We start from the raw sequence: 16,079 nt of genomic DNA, 5'->3' as shown, positions 1-16,079 counted from the left end.
GTTAATGTTGCTTTTGCACAATTATTTATGGTAAGATATAGGTCAAAAATTGGTTGGATTCTTGTTTTGGTAATAGTCCTAATGCTTGTTGGTCCTATTTACTTAATGATGGAGTATCCAATGGGAGTTGGTCCTATAATTTTGTTATTTACCTTTCTTTTTATCGTCTATATTTTTTTGTTTACTTATTATGAGGTTGATGATGGCGTTTTGAGAATTAAAAGTGGATTTCTGATCAACCGTTCCATTCAAATAAATACCATAACAAAAATCGAGGCAACCAATAATCCCATAAGTGCCCCAGCAACTTCTTTGGATAGGCTGGAGATATTTTACAATACCTATGAAAGTGTCATAATCTCACCTAAAGAGAAACGGGGATTTATTGCCCATTTAAAACAACTAAATCCCAAGATACTGGATAGTACCGGTTTGTAAAATGACTAATTCGATGCGATATACTGTAATAGGTTGTTAATGAAGAGCCAAGTAAATACAGAAGCAAAAAGGATAAATAAGGTATTCATTAAATAACTGCCAATCTTAAATAGGGGCTTCTGTGGAATTTGGTACATTGGGTAATATGCGATTTGTGTGATAACTTTCCCAATCCAATACGCCGCTATCAATCCAGTCATTGCCATTGCTAACTTTGTGCCATTCTGTAAATCGGTTGTCAAAAGAATTGCGATTAATCCAAACGAAAAATTTAGTCCTTGAATGTATCGGCCATAGGTTTTAGCAATTTCTTGGTTCAGAGGCTTTAATTGTTTTACGTCGTTATACCAATCAAATACATTATGACGTATGTATGGATAGATTAAAGCAGTGAAAATCTGGCCAATTCCTCCTAATACAATTAGCCAATCAGGCACATTAATTTTCATCAATAATTATTTCAGTTATATGATTGGGTTTTACACTAACCAGCACATAATCGGTATTTAATTTAGCAAGCCAGCCCTTTTCAACAAGGCCTCGATCTTGGGTTCGCTTCCTCTAAAACGCTTGTACAAAGCCATTGGTTTTTCAGTTCCACCTTTAGAGAGTACATTGTCCTTGAATTTAGCAGCCACTTCCTTATTGAAAATTCCTTTTTCCTTAAAGTAGGCAAAGGCATCGGCATCCAATACTTCGGCCCATTTGTAACTGTAGTAGCCAGATGAATATCCTCCCTGAAATATATGGGAAAAGGAAGTGCTCATACACGTTTCTGGGCTTTCTGGATATAAATCGGTTTCCTTAAATGCAAGTTGTTCCTGATCCTTAACGTTGGTAATCCCTGATGGATCGGTCCCGTGCCAGGACATGTCCAATAAACCAAAACTTATTTGTCTCAGCGTGGCCATTCCTTCTTGGAAGGTTGCCGAGTCTTTTATTTTTTGAACTAAATCCATCGGGATCACTTCGCCCGATTGGTAATGCATGGCAAATAATTCCAGTGCTTCTTTTTCAAAGCACCAGTTTTCCATTATCTGACTTGGCAATTCCACAAAATCCCAATATACCGAAGTGCCTGAGAGTCCTGGATAGACCGTATTCGCCAACATGCCATGTAATCCGTGGCCAAACTCATGAAATAAAGTGGTTACCTCATTGAATGTGAGCAATGAGGGTTTGCTCGCGGTAGGTTTGGTGAAATTGCAGACATTGGAAATATGCGGACGCACATTAATTCCATTCTGTACGTACTGGGCTTTGTAAGAAGTCATCCAAGCTCCTCCGCGTTTTCCCGGTCTCGGGTGGAAATCGGCATAAAATAGGGATACAAGATTTTTGTCTTGATCGTATATGCGATAGGTCTTTACATCTGGGTGGTACTTGTCTATATCAAAAACTTCCTCAAATTGCAGGCCGAATAATTTTTCGGCAACCTTAAATACCCCGGCAATTACGTTTTCCAGTTTAAAATAGGGCTTAAGCCTTTCGTCGTCCAGGTCGAACAGTTTTTGCTTTAATTTTTCGGAATAGTAGGCGCCGTCCCATTTCTCCAAACGGTCTATACGATCCAAATTTTTAGCAAAATCTTCCAATTCGGCATATTCCCTTTCCGCTGCAGGTTTTGCTTTTTCCAACAATTCGTTAAGGAATTGGTGGACCTTTTCAGGAGTTTCCGCCATACGTTCCTCCAAAACATAATGGGCATGTGTTTTATAGCCCAATAAATTGGCCCTTTCGTGCCGGAGGTTGGCTATCTTTATTATGTTTTCCTGATTGTCCAATTCATCATCGTGAAAACCTTTGCTTCCAAAAGCAATGGACAGGTCTTTTCGTAATTTTCTGTTCTTGGCATATTTCATAAAAGGAATATAGCTTGGGTAATCCAGGGTAATCAACCACCCTTCTTTGTCCTTTGATTTAGCCAATTGTGCAGCAGCTTCTTTTTCTCCTTCGGGTAGTCCGTCCAAATGGACCTCAGAGGTTAGGTGCATTTCGTATTTATTGGTCTCCGCCAAAACATTTTCCCCGAATTGAAGTTTTAGTTTGGATAGTTCGGCATCAATTTCGCGTAGACGCTTCTTTTTGTCATCTGGTAAATTGGCACCGTTTCTACTAAAACTTTTATATTTTTTGTCGAGCAAAGTTTCTTCCTCAGTAGTTAATTTTAAATTATTCCTTTGATCGTATACTGCTTTTACCCTCTTAAATAAATCTTCGTTCAGGGTAATGTCATTGCTGAATTCGGACAATAGGGGAGATACCTCTTGGGCTATTTTCTGAATTTCCGGATTGGTCTCTGCAGAATTCAAATTAAAAAAAACACTGGAAACCCTATCCAGTTGTTGTCCTGCAAAATCCAGGGCGGCAATAGTGTTCCCAAAAGTTGGAGGGTTGGTTGCATTTGCAATACCGTCTATTTCTGCTCTGGCCATATCTATGGCTTTTAAAAACGCCGGTTTAAAATGTTCATTTTTAAGCTTTGAGAAAGGTGCTGTATCGAATGGGCTTAATAAGGGATTCATAAAAGGGTAGGGCGTTTTTATATTTGGTATGCGAATTCTTCTGTATTAGATTGACTACTGACTAGTTTTTTCTTTTTTTCATTTCCTCGGCTCCGTCGATTACCTTTTGCTTCAGGCCTTCCTTATAAAAGATAATTTTGTCAAGAACACATTTGTCCGAGCTCCCTATAATCTGGGCAGCCAGAATTCCGGCATTTTTAGCGCCATTCAACGCTACTGTAGCCACAGGGACTCCACCAGGCATTTGAAGAATGGATAGGATAGAGTCCCAACCATCGATGGAATTACTGCTTTTCACTGGAACACCTATTACAGGTAAAGGGGACATGGATGCGACCATTCCAGGTAAATGGGCTGCACCACCTGCACCGGCAATGATTACGGAATATCCCTTTTTATGTGCGTTCTTGCTAAAATCGAACAATTTTTCCGGTGTGCGGTGTGCAGATACAATATCTACATCTACCTCAATATCAAATCCTTTTAATATATCAATGGCTTCTTGCATTACAGGGAGGTCGCTGGTACTTCCCATAACTATAGCTACTTTACTCATATCATTGAAATTTCTTATTCGCTAATTACTTTTATTGTATTCTTCACTTGTTCGGCTATTCTCCTGGCCTCAATAATATCGTTGTTTACAATGGTTACATGGCCCATTTTTCGGAAGGGCCGTGTCTGCTTTTTGCCATAAATATGAGGGGTAACTCCGTTGAGTTTCAATATTTCCTCCATATTTTCATAGACTACATTTCCTGTGTGTCCTTCTGCTCCAACCAAATTCACCATAATTCCAGCTACTTTACTGGCCGTGTTTCCCAAGGGAAGATCCAGAATAGCGCGGATATGCTGTTCAAATTGGTTGGTATAGCTGGCTTCAATACTATAATGGCCACTGTTGTGTGGCCTTGGAGCTACTTCGTTTACCAGGATTTTATCCTCTTGGGTCTGGAACATTTCCACGGCCAAAAGTCCAACATGTTTTATTTTATGGGACAGTTGCAGCGCTATTTCCTGGGCTTTTTCCGCAACCTTGGCGTCTATCCTTGCAGGGCAAAGTACATATTCTACCTGATTGGCCTCTGGGTGAAATTCCATTTCCACTACGGGGTATGTCTTTACTTCCCCACTGGGGCTGCGGGCAACAATAACGGCAAGTTCATTTTTAAAATTTATCATTTCCTCGGTAATACATTCTCCGGGGGGAAGACCATTTAAGTCCTCCAATTTACGAACAACCTTTACACCTTGTCCATCATAACCAAATTGTGTGGCTTTCCAAATAAAAGGAAATTTTAGACCTCCGTTGGCGATACTGTCCTCAATCTCACTTTTATACGCAAAACGCTGAAAATCTGCCGTGGGAATATTGTTGTCAATATAAAACAGTTTTTGTTTTGCCTTGTTTTGTATGATGCGCAATGCACGGGTCGGCGGATATACGTTTAAACCTTCATCCTCCAGTTTTTCCAAAGCGTCCAGATTTACGTTCTCGATTTCTATGGTCAAGAGGTCTACCTTTTTGCCAAAGCGGTAAACCGTATCAAAATCCATTAGGTCGCCATTAAAAAATTCATTACAGGAAATTTTGGAAGGCGCTTCATTGGACGGGTCCATTACCTTGGTATGGATGTCAAATTTTCTCGATTCGTACAAAAGCATTTTACCTAATTGACCGCCTCCTAGTATTCCTAGCTTAAAATCAGAAGAAAAATAGTTCATTGGAAATGATTCGCTTGTATTAAAGTAGATTGTATATTAGGAACAAAAATACATCTAAATCTTAGAAACTAAGCTTAGACCTTTAAAAAAGAGAAATCAAAGTGCTATATTTGGCATCTTGAATTTATAATAAAAACTTTAACCTTGATTAAGCTACACGACAAATATTTTAAGCCTTTTATTAGTGAAGGCGAAATTATGGCCGCAATTAAAAAGATTGCGGATCAGGTTGCTGTGGATTACAAAAAGGAAACCCCCATTTTTGTGGGAGTCCTCAACGGTGCCTTTATGTTCGTTTCAGACTTTTTAAAAGCATATCCACACCCTTGTGAGGTTTCCTTTGTGCGCTTAAGCTCCTATCAAGGACTTACTTCTACAGGAATAGTGGAATCGCTGCTGGACGTTCCTGAAAATATAGAAGGACGTAGTGTTATAATCTTGGAAGATATCATTGATACCGGTAGGACCGTTAAAAAATTAATCGACTTATTTTCCAATACCAAGGTGAAGGAATTTAAAATTGCCACCTTGTTCTACAAATCTGAAGTGTATAACGGGGAGTATGATATAGACTATTTTGGCATTAAAATCGAGGATAGATTTATTGTGGGCTATGGGTTGGATTATAATGAATTGGGAAGAAATTTAAGAGAAGTATATCAACTAAACCAAAAGCACATGATAAACCTAGTTTTGTTTGGAAAACCTGGTGCAGGAAAGGGCACGCAGGCTTCATTTTTAAAGGAAAAATATAATTTAAAGCACATTTCTACCGGAGATGTCTTTCGTTATAATATTAAGAATGGCACAGAACTGGGCACATTGGCAAAATCTTATATTGACAAGGGAGAACTGGTGCCTGATGAAGTTACCATTAAAATGTTGCAGGATGAGGTGGAGAAAAATCCGGATGCGAGCGGATTTATCTTTGACGGATTTCCAAGGACTACGGCACAGGCCAAGGCATTGGATAATTTCTTAGTGACCAAGGAAATGAGGATCGACGCTACAATTGCTTTAGAAGCCAATGATGAAGTATTGATTCAAAGATTATTGGAACGTGGTAAAGTTAGCGGTAGGACAGATGATCAGGACGAAAAAATGATTCGCAACCGTTTTGATGAATATAACGAAAAAACTGCTCCCTTAAAGGATTACTATGATGATCAAGGGAAATTTCATAGTGTAAACGGAATAGGTTCTATTGAAGATATTACTAGCCGCTTGGCAAAAGTAATTGAGGAGTTACAGGCAATTTAAGATTGGCCCCTTGGGGAGTTAAAAAGTCCCTTGAAAGATCAATTCTATTATGAGATGCCTGAAAGCATTCGTATAATCTGCACTACTAGCGATTTTTGGGTTTAATTTTTTGAACTATTAACAAGGGTTGGTCGGGTTTTGATGGACCTCGGATAAATAAGCTAAAATAATGACTGAAGGAAATTTTGTGGATTATGTAAAAGTGCACTTGGAATCCGGTAAAGGAGGAAAAGGTTCTGTGCATTTGCATAGGGAAAAGTTTATAACAAAAGGTGGGCCAGATGGTGGTGATGGTGGTCGTGGTGGACACATTATTGTCCGTGGAAATAAAAATTTATGGACCCTTTTGGGCTTCAAATTTACAAGAACTTTTAGGGCAGGCCATGGTGATCATGGCAGTAAGAACCGAAGTAGTGGTGCCGATGGCCAGGACGTATATCTTGAGGTTCCTTTGGGGACCGTTATTAAAGACGCTGAAACCCAGGAGGTATTGATGGAAATAACTGAGGATCAAGAGGAAAGAATTCTTTTGGAAGGAGGGATGGGAGGTCGAGGTAACTGGCATTTTAGAACGGCGACCAATCAGACACCCAGATACGCCCAACCTGGTGTTAGTGGACAGGAATTGGATCTAATTTTAGAGTTAAAAGTATTGGCCGATGTTGGCTTGGTAGGATTCCCAAATGCGGGTAAATCCACCCTTTTATCCGTTCTTACATCTGCCCAGCCCAAAATAGCGGATTATGAGTTTACTACTTTAAAACCCAACTTGGGAATTGTGGAATACAGGGATTTTAAAAGTTTTGTTATTGCTGATATTCCGGGTATTATAGAAGGAGCGGCCGAAGGTAAGGGACTGGGACATTATTTTTTAAGGCATATAGAACGTAATTCTACTTTACTATTCCTGATTCCGGCCGATAGTAAGGACATTTCTAAGGAATACGAAATTTTGCTGGACGAGCTTCGTAGGTATAATCCAGAGTTGTTGGACAAGGATCGATTGATCGCCATTTCTAAAACGGATATGTTGGACGAGGAGCTAATTGCAGAAATGAGGCTTGAGCTGGACAAGGATTTTAAGGAAATTCCTTATTTGTTTATTTCATCTATAGCCCAGATAGGATTGGTAGAACTTAAGGACAGATTGTGGGCAATGTTGAATAAATAATTTTATTTATTTTTGGAATACATAGGTTGCCAGGCTCTTTTTGGATATTGCCATGCGCTTTAACGAATACTTACCTTCTAGAAAAACGGCAATAATAATTTTCACTATTTTAGAGCCTGTTCAAGGTATTCCCAATCCAAATTCTTAAACAGGCTATTATAAAAATCGGAATAATGAAAAGTATAATCCCATTCTTGTTGTTGATCTTTTTGGTTTCTTGCAGTGCTATTCGAGTAAATTATGACTACGATAGGGATACCGATTTTTCTAAATATACCACTTATAATTATTATCCGGATATGGATAGTGGTTTAAGTGAACTGGATACCAAACGATTATTAAGAGCCATAGATTCCACTATGCGAGTGAAGGGCTTTTTGTTGTCCGAAGAGCCGGAATTTTTAATAGGTATTTTGAGCAGGTCTTATCAAGCACCAAGAAACAATACCGTAGGTGTGGGCCTAGGTGGAGGCGGTAGAAATGTAGGTGGAGGAATGTCGATAGGGATCCCGGTTGGAGCAGCAAATGTTGAAAGGGAGATTCAGTTTGATTTTGTGGACAGTCAAAAGGATGAATTATTTTGGCAGGCCATTACTGTAAGTTCCCTAAAGGAAAATAGTTCTCCTAATGAAAGGGAGCAAAAGCTTCAGGCATTGGTTGTCAAAACCTTTGAAAAATACCCACCTAAAAGTAGAAGATGAGTGTAATATAAACTGGATTCCAGTTAAATAATATCCTTTACCACTACCAATAAAAAGCGGGACCAATAATTTTGTCCCGCTTCTTGTATTTTGGAATATGTTATACAAAAAATCATGGTCTAAGTATATCTTTATACCTGTCCTTGTAGGCGTAGATCATCACTATATTAAGAACAAGCAAGACTAAAGTTAGGCCAATGGAGCCTGGTTCCAAAAATGCATTGAACAATAACGCATTTACTGAAACAGTCATAAGGATAATCATCATCAACGCGCCAAATTTGTTTATCAATAATGAAAGTCCTGAAAGTATTTCCACAATGGCTACAACATAAAGGGTATTTGTACTTGTTAAAGCTGAAAAATAATTCATTGCCGCTTCGGACATTTGTCCTGCAGGCATAAAATGAAAGAATTTATTCGCCCCGAAGACGATAAGGAAAATTCCGAAAACAAAGCGCAGAGCGATAAAAAAGGTAGAGTTCATAATTCGTTGATTTTATGTTAGTTATTTATGAATTTATAAAAAAAAGCAATACCTTTTTATTAATCCTTCACTTTTTTTGCTATTCTACCATTATTCTTAGTCCTTTACTATGGCTGCTAAATTCAGGTGCGTACATACTCTGTATCGAAGAAATACCATTGCTGAATTCACCTGCATTGTTAACCCTTAGATCATATTCAAAAACAAAAACCCCTTTTGGTAAATAGTCAAAAAAGAAATTGGTGCTAGCGTCTTTGGTGCTTTCATAGTAACCCAGTCCATCTTGCCATTTATAACTAGATAGTACATTGATGGGTTCCAGCCCAGCAGCCCTCATGTCTTTCATATGTACAAATTCCATAGGTCTATCTACGCTTAGCTCAATTCTTATCCGCACTAAATCACCTACATTTAAATGTGTTTCATCTTTAATTTCGGATATTAGCTCACCTGTATCGGTGTTCTTTTTTAAGAACACTTTCTTTTTTAATATCAAAGGTGTTTTAGCTGCCGTAATTTTGTCCAAATCTTCAAAATATTGCCAGTATAGCCCCCCCCAAGCAATTCCATCTCCCTTTTTCACAAGTTGTATCTCTGCCATTTTTGGTGTTATTTCATTTTTGGCCCATGTGGTTTTAAAATACCCGGTGCCTGCTTCCACTTTCACATCTTCCAATTGGGAAGGTTTAATTTTTTCTCCCCCAACCATTACGTCAACGGCATCTGTAAGGGACAACCAGTCACTTCCCCGTAATAATAGCGCATACACCGCATCTGTGGTAGCTTTTGTAGTTTTCCATTGATTGGTCTGTTTGTTCTTTAATAACCATATTTTAAGGTTATCCACAGTTTGAACATCGTTTTTTATTTCAGAAAAGGCCTCGATCAGCAGGGATTGGGTCTCTATCGGTGCCTGGTGCCAAAACCAGGAATTGGTGTTTTCTTTCCAATACATGCCCAATTCCTCACTGCTTATGCTGTTTTCTTCCAAGGACTTGATTATTTTATTGGCGGTAGTTGTATTTCCATTCCTATTAAGAAATAAGGATAGAAGCCCCTTTGCGTACAAATCCTTTTTAACCCAATATTTTTGCGCCTGGGTTTTGTAGTAATCCATAATTTCTTCAACCTTTTTAGCGATTTCAATGTCTGGATAAAAACTGCGCATATAAAGGTAATGTAGCTGGGTCGGGCTTAAATGATCATCGTTCAGGTTCCTGGCATATTTTTTCATTTGCTCGTATTCTTTCACAAATTCCTCATCCAAATAGGCTACTGCCTTTGCTATCATTTGCTGTTCTTTAGGGGCACGGCTTATATTGGACCCTGATTTTCCTTTACTTGTTTTGGTCGATGTTAGTTTTTCAAGATGGCCTAAACCGGTGATGATGTGTTGTGTGATAAATCGGTTTTCCGGACCACCATTAAACCATGCCCAGGCTCCGGACAACATTTGATTTTGTTCCAGTTTATTAAAGGCATTGGCCTGGTCATTCATTAATTTATTAAGATCGAAGAGCAGCGCTATACGTTTCTTTTGTTCGGATTCGGATTGTGCATCCCTTAACCATGGCGTTTCCTGAATTAAAATCGATTTTAATTCTTGATTCTTTTCAAGATTGCTCAACAGCGCATCGGCATTGGCCCATTGTTTAAAGACCTCCTGTATTCTTGGATTGGAATTTGTAATGTATCCCCCCAAGGTGTTGGCATAGAATCTTGAAAATATTTGCTCATTACAGTCATAGGGATATTCCATTAAATAAGGAAGGGCCTGTACTGCGTACCATGCAGGATTGGAAGTTATCTCTAGCGTAAGTTGATGATGTCTTAGGGTGGTTGAGTTGGTGTTCTTTAATTTATCCAAGGTAAAGGTCCTTGTTTCATTGCCGCGCACCCACATTGGCAATGTTTCGGTAACCAACATGCGGTTCGTGAGTACTGGGAGTACATTTTGTTCCCCATCACTAAAATCGCCCGCTTTTGCCATTACTTTATATTGGATAGCTTCCAATCCTTCCGGAATTTTTAAATGCCATGACACCTGGGTGTTTCCCTTGGCATCTACAGTAAATGTATTTTCGATTTTAGATGATTTTGACGAGGTGTCGGTAATCAATAATTCTTTGGTAACTTCTTTTCCGGTAATAACATCCACCAATTCCAATCTGGCTACTCCAGCAAGCGATCTTTCCGTTAGATTTGCAATTTTTGTACTGATAACTATTTTATCGCCCTCACGCAGAAAGCGAGGTACATTAGGGGTTACCATCAATTCCTTTTGTGTAACAGTTTGCAAGGTGGTGGTGGCACTTTCCAAAGTTTTGGTATGTGCCAGCAACTGCAACTTCCATTTTGTCAAGGCCTCTGGCGTAGTAAAACTGAAAGTTACATTTCCATCCTGATCGGTCAATAGTTGAGGGAAGAAAAAAGCAGTCTCCTGAAGATTTTTCCGAATCTGTATATCATCAAATCCATCTTTTTCCTTATTGTTGGTCTGTGGAACTTGATTGTCGTCCGCTTTGTTCTCAGAAGCTGGTGCTCCCATACCGGTCACTACCGTTTCATCCAATGATTCACTATCAGCCTGCATTTCCATAATGACACCTGGCGCACTGCTCTTCATCATCATTCTTTCCCTACGGGCATAACCATATCCAAAATGGAAACCGAACCAATCAAAGGAGTCATAATATTGTGGGTCATAGGTGAGACCGTCCCCAAAATTTAAATACGTGTTAAATGAGGTAATTCCATAACTTTTATAGGCATTTAAATACCTGTTGGAGTAATATTGTCCTCTATACTTGGGAGAAAAATTCCAATGATGCCCAGTAAAAGCATCCAACGAGGCATCGTACATGCCGGCCAGCAGTTCTGCGGTTACCTTATCCCCTTTGGGACCTTTAATTTTAAAGGACCAAGTTTCGTCTTTTCCTGGCAGTAGCTTGTCCCTAAAAGTGATAGTTTCTATTTTTAGATCGGAACTGGGATAGGGGATAGCGATTGAAAGGCTTCCCGTTTGAAACGAATTATATGCCGAGTAGCTATAATTAATGGCAAATCCTCCTAAATCCTCCGAAGTAACTGGAATTTCGATGGTCTTTGAATTATTGTGCAATTCAATGATATGGGTTGCAACAACTTTGCGGTCCTTTTCAATGAATACCGAAATAGAAATATCTTCCGCACTTGAAAGCAACGTAAGCTGCACTTTGTCCCCTATGGTATAGGTGTTTTTGTCTGTCTTGATTTGAAAAAGCTGATTGTCCGCTAACTTCTTATCATTATCACTGTAAAAGGTAGTTTGTGTAATATCCTTTACCAGTTGACCAAATTTATCTTTTGTTTCCAGTTCTATGACATATTTTCCTGACAACCACTTTTTAACGTTGCCAAACCCTATTTCCTTGGATTTTCCTGTATCAAAACTGGAATCCCATACCAGTTCACCTTTTTCCCAATAGGCAGCATTGTCCTCTTTGCCAAAGGCTTCATGGGGAAAAAGTTCCTTGAATTTGGACTTTCCAAAGCCGTTATAATCGGGCGCTGCCCAAGGTCTTGGTCTTAATACCTTGCCAGGGGCTTGTAATTTATACATTTTCAAGGTGCCCTGAGCTGGAACAAATTGTCCGTTTAGGTTGTTGGTGGCGATGGAAATCTTAGGATTCGTTATATCCTTATCAAGGAGGTCTGTGATTTGGATATCTGCGGTAAGCGCATGATAGCCAACGTTGATCATGGTAGTTGCACTATGGGTCTCCCCATTGAGGTCCGTTACGTCTGCCGTGACCTCATAATTAAAGGTAGGTAGATTTTCTTTGTCAATACTTAAATCCGGTATGGCTGTAAAGTTAATCTGGTATTTACCATTGGCATCGGTAACCGTCTCGCCATGGGCAATTTCTTGTGGAGTACCCTCAAAATAGGGTAGGCGCCAATAATACCATGCTGGAAAATACACTACCCGGCGAACGGTATAGCTCACTTTCGCATCGGTAATAAGGCTTCCTGCATACGCAGTGGCCTTACCGTTAACAGAGATACTGTCATTGACCCTATACGTCTCCGTTATTGGTTCCAATTGAGTTTCAAATTTGGGACGTTTATATTCTTCCACTAAAAAATAAATATTGCCGCTAATATCAACTTCAGCAGAATCTACTTTCAGATAATAATTACCTGTAAGCCCGATATTGGGTAAAATAAATTCTCCTGAAATGGAACCATAATCATTGGTCTTAAATTCTTGTTGGGCCACTTCTTGATGATTAACATCCATAAGGCTTACCGTTAATTTAGTATTGGTAAGTACGGAGGATTTGTCATCTTTTTGCACCATCGCCACCCCTTTGAAATATAAAGGTTGTCCCGGTCTGTAAATGCTACGGTCCGTAAACAAAAAACAGGAAAAGCGGTTGTCTTCCTCACCTTGATCATATTTGGCATTAACATAAAAATCTTCAAAGTAGGCCTCTTCATTTTTAGTATTGATCAGGATATCTACCTTGTTCCAGCGCTCCTTGGAAAGGGGAAGGACAGCCATGCCTTTTCCGTCGGTGATCAAAGTCTTGGTCAATAGAGGTCTTTCGTAGTTTTGATGATAGGAAAGTTTTAAGGTAGCTCCCGAAATGGGCTTACCGTTGTTTCGATTTATTAGCTGGAAGTGATGATCCGTATTGGTTTGGCCCTCTACCAATGCCAGGTTGGAGACTTGAATTGGGCTGTAGGAGAAAGTTGTATTTTTTTCGACATTGGGGACGCCTAATATGATATAGGACCCATTCGCCAATTCAGGTAATAAAATTTCAATTTTATGGGGTTGATAGTCATTTTCATTAATGAGTTTGGCATCCCATTTTTTAACTTCCTTTAGTTTTTGGATAAACGCTAATTTCTTGTCATCGGGATATAGTTCGTTAAGCTGTTTTATTTCCTTTTGGGATATCCTACGGGCTGATAAAACCAGTGTATTCAAGTTTCTATAGTCTACTAGTAAACGAGAAGGCTTGTTGACCGGAATATATCGTTCCGTTGTCAATTGAATGTCTTTGGAAAGAATCTCCGATTTTAAAGCTGCGCATTTTTCGGCACCCCTGCTATTTGGAAATCGGCCTAAAACCGATTCGCAAACTGCCAAGGCTTCTTTCTGTCTCCAACGGTGTTCATCTTTGATATTAGGCTGATAGCTGTTGCCCCATTCCCGGTACAACAAGGCAATTTCATATTGGTATAGGGCCGAATTTTTATTGCTCTTTTGGGCTTCGGCGGTATTTTGCAAAACCTCCAGATACTGTTTGTCCTTATTTTGGAATACGGCATGTTTCCTAATATACTTAAGGCGTTCTATATCTACATCCACATAAGCCTCACTTGAAGGGTCTTGTGAATGAAAATCCAAGAGTTGCTGATATACCATTATTGCCTTGGCTTGAAGGGAAGTTTTATCACTTAGGCTTATTTTCTGCTCAATAAAATGTTTCGCTTCACATAAAATTTCGGGCATGTTCAGTTCAAATTTATCAGCTGGCCGTGTAATGCCGTTTTCATCTGACTTATAAAAATCCAATGCCGCATGTGCCAAAAGGTCAAATAGGGCAGGGCGATAAATTTCCGAACCTTTTTGTTCTTCCAGGATTTCCTTGAACGTATCCACTTTGAGGTTTTGTAATTCTGATGGATTTTGCAACGACGCTTCAAAATGTATATTGATTTCATGGAAAATTGTGGTCAGGTCCCAGGTTCTGAAATCAACACTGTCAATTTTTTCCTTTGTTTCTGTACGTTCGTAGAATTGATACCTATTTTGTTGAAAATACTGCCAATATATATTCGCCAAATAACTTTCCAATATATTGGTGGTAGGGAATTGGCTGTGGGCTATTTCCAATTTAAAGTCCTGGACTATTTTTAATTGGGCATCCTCCTCCAAGGTTAAGGCGTATTTGGAGGTGTACAAAAGGGATTTTATGATTTCAACGGAATTCTGTTCGTTTTTGGCTTTTTTGGAAATTAAGGCTACAATATTCAGCGCTGATCTTGTCAATGCCTCCTTTTCAAATTTTTGGACCCTTTCCCATAAGGCAGTATAAGAATCGTTGGTAGACTGGGATTGCCCCAATTGTGAGAATAGAATTATGGTGAATATTGTTGCTATCTTTTTCATCGTATTAATTTAAAGAACAAAACTGGGCTATATTTCAAGTTATCGCAAGCGTAAATGAGTGAACTGCCCTTTTAAGTGAGCAAACTTACCTTGAAGAGCATAGATGCAAAAAGAATACCAACGTTGCTTCCCAGGTGCAGAGATTTTTTGAACAACCTAAAGTAGCATCAATATCCTTTGCCCGTTCAATGTCTTTTGATATCGGTGTAAAAAACAAGGAATTTTGTTACTGAGCCTGAATATTAAAGCGATTTTAGCAATCCACCATCTATTGGGATGTTGATCCCCGTTATAAAAGAGGAGTACTCGGATGCTAAAAAAGTAACCAAATGGCCATATTCCCCTGGATTGCCAAATCGGCCTACGGGAACATGGGAAAGCATTTGTTTTTCAACTTCAGTAATCGGAATGCCCAAGGATTTGGCCTTGGCACCATTAAGCTCTTTTAGTCTTTCCGTATTAAAATATCCAGTTAAGGTACTGTTCACTGTAATGTTGTATTTGCCAACATCGGAGGCCAAGGTTTTGGACCAGGTAACTACCGCCGCCCTGATGCTATTGGAAAGGGCCAAATAGGATAAAGGTTCCTTTACCGAAATAGAGGCTACGTTAATAATTCGTCCATATTTCTGGGCTATCATTCCCTTTAGAGCCTGTTCCGTTGTAAAAATCGTAGTTTTAAAAAGCAGGTCGAACGCCTGTTGATAATCATCTGTCTTTTTATCCAAGGCGCCCCCAGCAGAAGGTCCCTGGGTGTTGTTTACCAAGATATCTACCATGTTTGTTTTAAAGAAGGCGGCAATACTTTCCTTGTATCCTGCAAAATCGGAATAATCTACTTTCAAATACTGGTGTTGCTGTCCGTTATTGGTTGGTAAATCGGCTATCAAGGACTTTAATTTGTCCTCACTTCGGGCCATGACTGTTACACTAGCGCCACTGGCGGCCAATTGATGGGCAATGGCTCTTCCAATTCCTCGGCTACTGCCTCCGACCAATGCTTTTTTATTTTTGAGTGATATGTTCATCTTGTAATTGTTTTTTTAATCCTCTCCCTATGGGATAAACCATTTATCTATATTCATCCCTTGTAGGGCTAAAAACATCCATTAGTTTACAGGGTGTTAAGGCGCGTCCACTATGGGAGACATATGGTGGGATTATTACCAAGTCTCCTGGTTCATAGGTATTGGTAATACCGTCCAGGGTAAATTCAAATTTCCCCTCCAATACCTGCATCACCTGCTCATTGATATGGGCATGCTCAGGAACTATGGCTCCTTTTTCCACTTCCCAAAAGGCCAAACTCATATTTTGTGTATGGATAAGTTTTCCGTGGTAGCCCGGCATAATTTCTTTGGAGTCAATTTCGGCAAGTTTTATTTTCATTTTTTGGATCCTTTGGCACTAAATTAAAAAATATTAAGGGTTTAAATATTCTTTTCGGCCTTATTCCAAGCTTTATTCGTGTGATCCGCATTTTAAATGCCGCGGGCTCGTTGAAATGGGATAGTCGAACGAACCCCGCCTTTTTGGCCGGGTAACTGGTTTAATGTCTGGACCCTTAGATAGGTTCCTTCAAGAGTCAAGGGCAACTTGGGTTTAA

General features: G+C 39.4%; 12 protein-coding genes. 4 read left to right on the top strand and 8 right to left on the bottom strand.

All coding sequences use genetic code 11. The features are described from left to right. Positions 1 to 27: 27 nt before the first annotated feature. Positions 28 to 438, top strand: a complete 411-nt coding sequence (locus CWD91_RS09705; protein ID WP_103440786.1) for a PH domain-containing protein — start codon at positions 28 to 30, stop codon at positions 436 to 438. A gap of 5 nt (positions 439 to 443) precedes the next feature. Here CWD91_RS09705 and CWD91_RS09700 read toward each other — a convergent pair whose 3' ends face one another. The 4 genes from CWD91_RS09700 to CWD91_RS09685 all read right to left on the bottom strand — a co-directional run bounded on the left by CWD91_RS09700 (position 444) and on the right by CWD91_RS09685 (position 4,688). After that, positions 444 to 887 carry a hypothetical protein gene (locus CWD91_RS09700; protein WP_103440785.1) on the bottom strand — a complete coding sequence of 148 codons (444 nt, stop codon included), beginning with the start codon at positions 885 to 887 and terminating at the stop codon, positions 444 to 446. A 57-nt stretch (positions 888 to 944) separates the two neighbouring features. Continuing rightward, entirely contained in the window at positions 945 to 2,963 is a 2,019-nt protein-coding gene (locus CWD91_RS09695) for a M3 family metallopeptidase (protein ID WP_103440784.1), read from the bottom strand. Positions 2,964 to 3,024: 61 nt separating this feature from the next. Continuing rightward, positions 3,025 to 3,519, bottom strand: a complete 495-nt coding sequence (gene purE, locus CWD91_RS09690) for a 5-(carboxyamino)imidazole ribonucleotide mutase (RefSeq protein ID WP_103440783.1) — start codon at positions 3,517 to 3,519, stop codon at positions 3,025 to 3,027. A gap of 14 nt (positions 3,520 to 3,533) precedes the next feature. Beyond that, on the bottom strand, positions 3,534 to 4,688 hold the full coding sequence (locus CWD91_RS09685; RefSeq protein WP_103440782.1) for a 5-(carboxyamino)imidazole ribonucleotide synthase: 1,155 nt from the start codon (positions 4,686 to 4,688) through the stop codon (positions 3,534 to 3,536). A gap of 144 nt (positions 4,689 to 4,832) precedes the next feature. Between CWD91_RS09685 and CWD91_RS09680 the strand changes: the two genes are divergently transcribed. The 3 genes from CWD91_RS09680 (at position 4,833) to CWD91_RS09670 (ending at position 7,820) form a co-directional block, all read left to right on the top strand. Next, complete coding sequence (locus CWD91_RS09680; RefSeq protein ID WP_103440781.1) at positions 4,833 to 5,948, top strand: adenylate kinase; 1,116 nt, start codon at positions 4,833 to 4,835, stop codon at positions 5,946 to 5,948. A 169-nt stretch (positions 5,949 to 6,117) separates the two neighbouring features. After that, positions 6,118 to 7,119: a GTPase ObgE gene (obgE, locus tag CWD91_RS09675; RefSeq protein WP_103440780.1), complete on the top strand. Its 1,002-nt coding sequence runs from the start codon at positions 6,118 to 6,120 to the stop codon at positions 7,117 to 7,119. Positions 7,120 to 7,292: 173 nt separating this feature from the next. After that, positions 7,293 to 7,820, top strand: a complete 528-nt coding sequence (locus CWD91_RS09670) for a DUF4136 domain-containing protein (protein WP_103440779.1) — start codon at positions 7,293 to 7,295, stop codon at positions 7,818 to 7,820. A 112-nt stretch (positions 7,821 to 7,932) separates the two neighbouring features. Here the strand turns inward: CWD91_RS09670 and CWD91_RS09665 are convergent, their stop codons facing one another. The 4 genes from CWD91_RS09665 to CWD91_RS09650 all read right to left on the bottom strand — a co-directional run bounded on the left by CWD91_RS09665 (position 7,933) and on the right by CWD91_RS09650 (position 15,862). Beyond that, entirely contained in the window at positions 7,933 to 8,307 is a 375-nt protein-coding gene (locus tag CWD91_RS09665; protein ID WP_103440778.1) for a DoxX family membrane protein, read from the bottom strand. A gap of 79 nt (positions 8,308 to 8,386) precedes the next feature. Continuing rightward, positions 8,387 to 14,473 carry an alpha-2-macroglobulin family protein gene (locus CWD91_RS09660; RefSeq protein ID WP_103440777.1) on the bottom strand — a complete coding sequence of 2,029 codons (6,087 nt, stop codon included), beginning with the start codon at positions 14,471 to 14,473 and terminating at the stop codon, positions 8,387 to 8,389. A gap of 242 nt (positions 14,474 to 14,715) precedes the next feature. Continuing rightward, entirely contained in the window at positions 14,716 to 15,501 is a 786-nt protein-coding gene (locus CWD91_RS09655; RefSeq protein WP_103440776.1) for an SDR family oxidoreductase, read from the bottom strand. A gap of 43 nt (positions 15,502 to 15,544) precedes the next feature. Next, positions 15,545 to 15,862, bottom strand: a complete 318-nt coding sequence (locus tag CWD91_RS09650) for a cupin domain-containing protein (RefSeq protein ID WP_103440775.1) — start codon at positions 15,860 to 15,862, stop codon at positions 15,545 to 15,547. Between the last annotated feature and the right edge of the window lie 217 nt (positions 15,863 to 16,079).

It is taken from the genome of Arenibacter hampyeongensis, from assembly GCF_002909255.1.
In the GTDB taxonomy this organism is placed as follows: Bacteria; Bacteroidota; Bacteroidia; order Flavobacteriales; family Flavobacteriaceae; genus Arenibacter; species Arenibacter hampyeongensis.
This window is presented reverse-complemented; position numbering and strand designations above follow the sequence as displayed.

Excerpts from the sequence above, each read along its gene's own strand:
- CWD91_RS09655 (WP_103440776.1), bottom strand. The coding sequence starts at position 15,501 with ATGAACATATCACTCAAAAATAAAAAAGCATTGGTCGGAGGCAGTAGC.
- CWD91_RS09685 (WP_103440782.1), bottom strand. The coding sequence starts at position 4,688 with ATGAACTATTTTTCTTCTGATTTTAAGCTAGGAATACTAGGAGGCGGT.
- CWD91_RS09650 (WP_103440775.1), bottom strand. The coding sequence starts at position 15,862 with ATGAAAATAAAACTTGCCGAAATTGACTCCAAAGAAATTATGCCGGGC.
- obgE (WP_103440780.1), top strand. The coding sequence starts at position 6,118 with ATGACTGAAGGAAATTTTGTGGATTATGTAAAAGTGCACTTGGAATCC.
- CWD91_RS09705 (WP_103440786.1), top strand. The coding sequence starts at position 28 with ATGGTAAGATATAGGTCAAAAATTGGTTGGATTCTTGTTTTGGTAATA.
- CWD91_RS09660 (WP_103440777.1), bottom strand. The coding sequence starts at position 14,473 with ATGAAAAAGATAGCAACAATATTCACCATAATTCTATTCTCACAATTG.
- purE (WP_103440783.1), bottom strand. The coding sequence starts at position 3,519 with ATGAGTAAAGTAGCTATAGTTATGGGAAGTACCAGCGACCTCCCTGTA.
- CWD91_RS09695 (WP_103440784.1), bottom strand. The coding sequence starts at position 2,963 with ATGAATCCCTTATTAAGCCCATTCGATACAGCACCTTTCTCAAAGCTT.
- CWD91_RS09700 (WP_103440785.1), bottom strand. The coding sequence starts at position 887 with ATGAAAATTAATGTGCCTGATTGGCTAATTGTATTAGGAGGAATTGGC.
- CWD91_RS09665 (WP_103440778.1), bottom strand. The coding sequence starts at position 8,307 with ATGAACTCTACCTTTTTTATCGCTCTGCGCTTTGTTTTCGGAATTTTC.
- CWD91_RS09670 (WP_103440779.1), top strand. The coding sequence starts at position 7,293 with ATGAAAAGTATAATCCCATTCTTGTTGTTGATCTTTTTGGTTTCTTGC.